The following is a 6026-nucleotide window of genomic DNA, read 5'->3' on the forward strand; positions in this document are numbered from 1 at the left end:
GGAAGGTGCGGGCGGCACGGTGGCAGCACGGGAGAAGAGCACTGCGGGCGGTTCGTCGGGCACGCGTCGGCTCGTGATCGTCGAGTCCCCGACCAAGGCGAGGAAGATCGCCCCCTATCTGGGTCGCGACTACGTCGTGGAGGCATCGGTGGGTCACATCCGCGACCTTCCGCGCGGTGCTGCCGATGTTCCTGCCAAGTACAAGGGGGAGTCGTGGGCGCGTCTCGGCGTCGACGTCGACCGCGACTTCGAACCGCTCTACGTCGTCAGTCCCGACAAGAAGTCCAAGGTATCCGAGCTGAAGAGCCTGCTGAAGGACGCGGACGAGCTGTACCTCGCCACCGACCCCGACCGTGAGGGCGAGGCGATCGCGTGGCACCTGCTCGAGACGCTCAAGCCCAAGGTGCCGGTCCGCCGTATGGTCTTCCACGAGATCACCGAGTCGGCGATCCGTGCTGCCGCCGAGAACACGCGCGATCTCGACAACGATCTCGTCGACGCACAGGAAACCCGGCGAATCCTCGACCGTCTCTACGGCTACGAGGTCAGCCCGGTGCTGTGGAAGAAGGTCATGCCGCGGCTGTCTGCCGGTCGCGTGCAGTCGGTGGCCACCCGCGTGGTCGTGCAGCGCGAGCGCGAACGCATGGCGTTCCGGTCCGCCGAGTACTGGGACATCGCGGCCACCATGGATGCCGGTGCCGACGCGAGTCCCCGCTCGTTCGGTGCCCGCCTGGTCAACATCGACGGCTCCCGAGTGGCAGCGGGTCGCGATTTCGGGTCCGATGGGAATCTGAAGTCGAACGGTGTCGTCGTCCTCGACGAGGAACGCGCGCGCCGGCTCGCGGATGCGCTCGCCGGGGCCGCACTGACGGTGTCGTCGGCCGAGAGCAAGCCGTACACGCGCAAGCCCTATGCGCCGTTCATGACCTCCACACTGCAGCAGGAGGCAGCTCGCAAGCTGCGGTTCTCGTCCGAACGCACGATGCGCACCGCGCAGCGTTTGTACGAGAACGGCTACATCACCTACATGCGTACGGACTCGACCACGCTGTCCGAATCGGCGATCGCAGCGGCCCGCGCGCAGGCCACTCAGTTGTACGGTGCCGAGTTCGTCCATCCGACCCCGCGTCAGTACACCCGTAAGGTCAAGAACGCGCAGGAGGCGCACGAGGCGATCCGTCCTGCCGGGGACGTCTTCGCCACCCCCGGAGAGTTGCACTCGCGTCTCGACGGCGACGAGTTCAAGCTGTACGAGCTCATCTGGCAGCGGACCGTCGCATCCCAGATGGCCGATGCGCGAGGCACCACCCTCACCCTGCGTATCACCGGTACTGCGGGGACGGGCGAGGAGTGCACCTTCTCGTCCTCGGGTCGCACCATCACCTTCGCCGGCTTCCTGAAGGCCTATGTCGAGAGTGTCGACGAAGAGGCCGGCGGACAGTCGGACGACGCGGAGTCGCGCCTTCCGAATCTGTCGGAAGGTGCATCGGTCACGGCCACGAAGCTGGATCCGGACGGTCACTCCACCAACCCGCCCGCCCGGTACACCGAGGCGAGCCTGATCAAGACGCTCGAAGAGCTGGGCATCGGCCGGCCGTCGACCTACGCGTCGATCATCAAGACCATCCTCGACCGCGGCTACGTCTACAAGCGCGGCAGCGCGCTCGTGCCGTCCTGGGTGGCGTTCGCCGTCACCGGCCTGCTCGAGGCGCACTTCGCCCAGTTGGTCGATTACGACTTCACCGCCGGGATGGAGGACGACCTCGACGAGATCGCATCCGGCCACGAACAGCGCTCCGACTGGCTGACGCGGTTCTACTTCGGTGGCAGCCACGGCGACGAGGACTCCGTCGCGCGCAAGGGCGGTCTGAAGAAGCTCGTGGGTGAGAACCTCGAGGGCATCGACGCACGGGAGATCAACTCCATCCGCCTGTTCGACGATGCGGAAGGACGCGAGATCCGTGTTCGGGTCGGACGGTTCGGTCCCTATCTCGAACGAATGGTCGTCGATCCCGACGATCCCGAGGGTGAACCGACCTCGCAGCGGGCCAACCTGCCCGACGACCTGCCGCCCGACGAGCTCACTCTCGAGTTTGCCGAGAAGCTGTTCGCGACGCCGCAGGAAGGGCGTGTGCTGGGCGTCGACCCGGCCACCGGTTACGAGATCGTCGCTCGTGAGGGTCGCTTCGGTCCGTACGTGACCGAACTGATCCCCGACCCGGAGCCCGAACCCGCACTGGAGCCCGAGCCGGACGTCACGCCTATCCCGGTCGACGAGATCGAGGAAGCCGGCGGCACGAAGACGGCCACCAAGAAGGCCGCCGCGAAGAAGACCGCGAAGAAGGCTGCGAAGAAGGCCGGCCCCAAGCCGCGGACGGGCTCGCTGTTCAAGTCGATGGACCTGTCCACCGTCAGCCTCGAAGACGCGTTGAAGCTGCTGTCGCTGCCGCGGGTGGTGGGCGTCGATCCGGAATCGGGTGAAGAGATCACTGCTCAGAACGGCCGTTACGGTCCGTATCTGAAGAAGGGCAGCGACTCGCGGTCGCTGGCGAACGAGGAGCAGATCTTCACTGTCACACTCGACGAAGCGCTGAAGATCTATGCGGAGCCGAAGCGGCGCGGTCGGCAGGCCGCCGCCACACCGCCGCTGCGTGAGCTGGGCACCGACCCGGTGAGCGGTAAGCAGATGGTGATCAAGGACGGGCGTTTCGGTCCCTACGTCACCGACGGCGAAACCAACGCGAGCCTTCGCAAGGGCGACGAGGTCACCTCGATCACCGACGAGCGGGCCTCCGAATTGCTCGCCGACCGTCGAGCGCGCGGTCCGGCCAAGAAGACCGCGAAGAAGACAGCGGCGAAGAAAACCACCGCGAAGAAAACCACAGCGAAGAAGTCGGCAGCGAAGAAGACGACCAAGAAGGCAGCCGCGAAGAAGACGGCCGACTGACGGCTCTCGTCGGAGCACGCCGTTAACCTGACGGTTGTGTATCGCGAACAGCCGTCGGGAGTGTCCGGTGTGGTGCTGTGGCGGTCCTCTCCGTCCGTTGCCCGTCCAAGCGGTACACATGTGCTGCCGGACGGGTGAATGGACCTGATCCTGCACGCCGACGGCTTCCTCGTCGCCGGCCCGGACACGACATCACAGATCTCCGATCTGGCCACGAGGCAGTCGCTGACGGCTCTCAGGTTCGAGCCGGGGGTGGGGCCGCGCTTCTTCGGGATCGACGCGTGCGAACTCGTCGACCGGCGGGTTCCGCTCGACGAGCTGTGGCCCTCACGCCGGGTTCGGGTCCTGGCAGGTCGCGCCGAGCACGATCCTGTCGGCGCGTTGGTGGTTGCCGCGCGAGTGTCGACCGACGAACACGATCCGATGCCGGACCTCGCCCGAGCGTTGGCTACGGGCACGTCCGTCTCGCAACTCGCGTCGGCTCTCGGCTGGAGCGACAGGACGCTTCGCCGTCGATCGATCCGGGCCTACGGATACGGACCGAAGATGTTGTCGCGGGTATTGCGGTTCCGCCGGGCGGTCGCCCGCGCTCGGGCCGGCGAGGCATTCGCCCGTGTCGCTGCGGATTGTGGTTACAGCGACCAGGCGCACCTCGCCCGGGAGGTGCGCATGCTCACGGGCACTTCTCTCGGCGCTCTCGTCCAGGGTCATCCCGGAAGCGCGGCGAACAGATCGACGGCATAGCCGTCCGGGTCGGTTGTCATTGCATAGCGCTGTCCCCAGGCGGCATCCCACGGTGCTTTCGTCGAGGTGCAACCGGCCTCGATCAACGCCGCGTGTGTCTCGTCGACCGTCTCGGGTGACCCGCAGTCGAAGGCAAGACCCGCCCCACCCGTGGAGGGCTCGAACTCAGGGTAGAAGGTGCGCACGGATGCGACGGTGTCCCACATCAGGCGCAGACCACCGGGGAGGGTGGTCTCGAAGTGCGGCACATCGGGGATTTCGGCGGGCAGATCGAGTCCGAGCAGGCGATAGCACGCGAAGGACCGCCCGAGATCGGCGACGACGAGCCCCACGGCGGAGAAGTGAATGGTCATGGCCTGAAACTACGGTTCCGCGACCGTGCCGTCTTGAACGTTTCGGACACGAGCTCGGGGGAGTCGGTGCCGATCGTTAGGCTGAGCGCATGCCCGGGGTATTCGATCGTCTCGTCGGTCAACGCGATGTCGAATCCGAGCTCGTTGCCGCCGCCGTCGCGGCCCGCCGGGGTGACACCGGGTCGGCGATGACGCATTCGTGGCTGTTCACCGGGCCTCCCGGGTCGGGGCGCTCGATCGCTGCACTGTGCTTTGCAGCGGCGCTGCAGTGCACCGACGAGGAGATCCCCGGATGCGGGCGGTGCCATGCGTGCACCACCACGATGGCAGGTACACACGGCGACGTACGACGCGTCGTGCCCGAGGGCCTCACCATCAGCGTCAAGTCGATGCGCGACATCGTGCAGGTCGCGTCAAGGCGGCCGAGCACCGGTCGGTGGCAGGTCGTGGTGATCGAGGACGCCGACCGTCTGACGGAGGGCGCGGCGAACGCACTGCTGAAGGTGGTCGAGGAACCACCCCAGCGAACGGTCTTCCTGTTGTGCGCGCCGTCGGTCGATCCCGAGGACATCTCCGTGACCCTCCGCTCCCGATGCCGTCACGTCGGACTGGTCACCCCCAGTGTCGAGGCGATCGCACGTGTCCTCGAGTCCACCGACGGCATCGATCCGAAGACGGCCCACTGGGCCGCGTCCGTCAGTGCGGGTCACGTCGGTCGCGCTCGGCGCCTGGCCACCGACGAGGGTGCCCGGGACAACCGATCGCGGGCGCTGGCTCTTGCGGGGGCGGTTCTCCGACCTGCCACGACCTACTCCGCCGCCGAAGACCTGGGGCGTAACGCCGAGACCGAGGCGAAGGAGATCAGCGCCGAGCGCGACGAGCGCGAAACGGAAGAGCTGAGGACGGCCCTGGGTGCGGGCGGCACCGGGAAGGGAGCCGCCGGTGCCTTGCGGGGTTCGGCCGGTGTGCTCAAGGAACTCGAGCGCACCCAGAAGTCGCGGAAGACGCGAACCGAACGCGACATCATGGACCGGGCGCTGATCGACCTCGCGGGCCTCTACCGGGATGCACTCGTGCACGCCTTCGGTTCCGGGGTGACCCTCAACCATCCCGACATGTCGGAGCGCGCGGCCGACCTTGCATCGCGTACCCGCCCGGAAGCGCTGCTCGACTGCATCGAAGCGATTCTCGACTGCAGGGAAGCCCTTGCTCAGAACGTCAAACCGCGCTTCGCGCTCGCAGCGCTCGCAGCTCGGCTGAGCGCTGCTTTCCGGTAGTAGAAGTGCCGGTTTGCGTCGGGGTGGGGGTAGTCCGTTAGACTTCGGTCGCCGAAAGGCTCGCTGCCTTAGCTCAGTCGGTAGAGCATTTCACTCGTAATGAAAAGGTCGTCGGTTCGATTCCGACAGGCAGCTCCACGAAGGCCCCTCTCCCCCCGGGTGAGGGGCCTTCGACGTTTCCGTGCCCCGGCCCTCGTGCACGCGGATGATGGAGGCATGTTGATGGAACTGTTCTCTCTGGTCTTGATCATCGGCGCTCTCGCGGTGGTGCTGCCCATGGCGATCCGGGTCTTCCGCGATCGCGATCGCTGACACACAGTGCGAAATCCTCGACAACCCCGCACGCGCCCTACATGCTCGTGTCATGGCTGAGTCGTTGAAGGACCGGGTTCGGGAGAAGATGCTGCGGCAGCGTGCCGAGGACGGGGGCCGGCCGCTCGGCGACGCCGAGGGAGACGATCCCCGCCTGATGGACATCCGCAGCGACCTCGCGATGCTCGAGCAGGCAGAGGAGGACGATCCGATCGTCCAGCATCTTGCAGCCAAGTACTGGGTCCCCTGAACCTTTGTCCGGACCGCTTGCAGACACGAGAAACATGGCCTGAGCTGCCGATTTGGTGTTCTGGGAGATGTGCGCGTAACTTATTCCAGGTCAGAGCGACACGGACACCGACCCGGGCCGGAAGGAACGGGACAACGAGGTTG

The 6026-nt window shown here is 66.5% G+C and carries 5 protein-coding genes and 1 tRNA gene; 5 read left to right on the plus strand and 1 reads right to left on the minus strand.

The window, feature by feature from the left end; translation table 11 throughout:
• The first annotated feature begins 19 nt into the window (after nucleotides 1–19).
• Both topA and ABZ789_RS19760 read left to right on the plus strand, forming a co-directional pair.
• A complete protein-coding gene (gene topA, locus ABZ789_RS19755; RefSeq protein WP_358427336.1) occupies nucleotides 20–2947 on the plus strand; it encodes a type I DNA topoisomerase in 2928 nt (975 codons plus the stop codon).
• 138 nt (nucleotides 2948–3085) lie between these two features.
• Complete coding sequence (locus ABZ789_RS19760; protein ID WP_358427306.1) at nucleotides 3086–3691, plus strand: AraC family transcriptional regulator; 606 nt, start codon at nucleotides 3086–3088, stop codon at nucleotides 3689–3691.
• On the opposite strand, the gene ABZ789_RS19765 is transcribed toward ABZ789_RS19760, so the two are convergent.
• Entirely contained in the window at nucleotides 3655–4044 is a 390-nt protein-coding gene (locus ABZ789_RS19765) for a VOC family protein (protein WP_358427309.1), read from the minus strand. The genes ABZ789_RS19760 and ABZ789_RS19765 overlap by 37 nt on opposite strands.
• An 89-nt stretch (nucleotides 4045–4133) precedes the next feature.
• On the opposite strand from ABZ789_RS19765, the gene ABZ789_RS19770 reads away from it, so the two are divergent.
• From ABZ789_RS19770 to ABZ789_RS19780, 3 genes are all read left to right on the plus strand, one after another.
• Nucleotides 4134–5321, plus strand: a complete 1188-nt coding sequence (locus ABZ789_RS19770; RefSeq protein ID WP_358427312.1) for a DNA polymerase III subunit delta' — start codon at nucleotides 4134–4136, stop codon at nucleotides 5319–5321.
• Nucleotides 5322–5383: 62 nt separating this feature from the next.
• A tRNA-Thr gene (locus tag ABZ789_RS19775) sits at nucleotides 5384–5459 on the plus strand.
• A 226-nt stretch (nucleotides 5460–5685) separates the two neighbouring features.
• A complete protein-coding gene (locus tag ABZ789_RS19780; protein WP_358427315.1) occupies nucleotides 5686–5883 on the plus strand; it encodes a hypothetical protein in 198 nt (65 codons plus the stop codon).
• The last annotated feature ends 143 nt before the right edge of the window (nucleotides 5884–6026 follow it).

The organism is Rhodococcus sp. NPDC047139 (genome assembly GCF_040643435.1).
In the GTDB taxonomy this organism is placed as follows: Bacteria; Actinomycetota; Actinomycetes; order Mycobacteriales; family Mycobacteriaceae; genus Rhodococcus.

Bases quoted from the DNA above. Each gene is read 5' to 3' on its own strand.
- ABZ789_RS19760 (WP_358427306.1), top strand. From the start codon at position 3,086: ATGGACCTGATCCTGCACGCCGACGGCTTCCTCGTCGCCGGCCCGGAC.
- ABZ789_RS19765 (WP_358427309.1), bottom strand. From the start codon at position 4,044: ATGACCATTCACTTCTCCGCCGTGGGGCTCGTCGTCGCCGATCTCGGG.
- ABZ789_RS19770 (WP_358427312.1), top strand. From the start codon at position 4,134: ATGCCCGGGGTATTCGATCGTCTCGTCGGTCAACGCGATGTCGAATCC.
- ABZ789_RS19780 (WP_358427315.1), top strand. From the start codon at position 5,686: ATGGCTGAGTCGTTGAAGGACCGGGTTCGGGAGAAGATGCTGCGGCAG.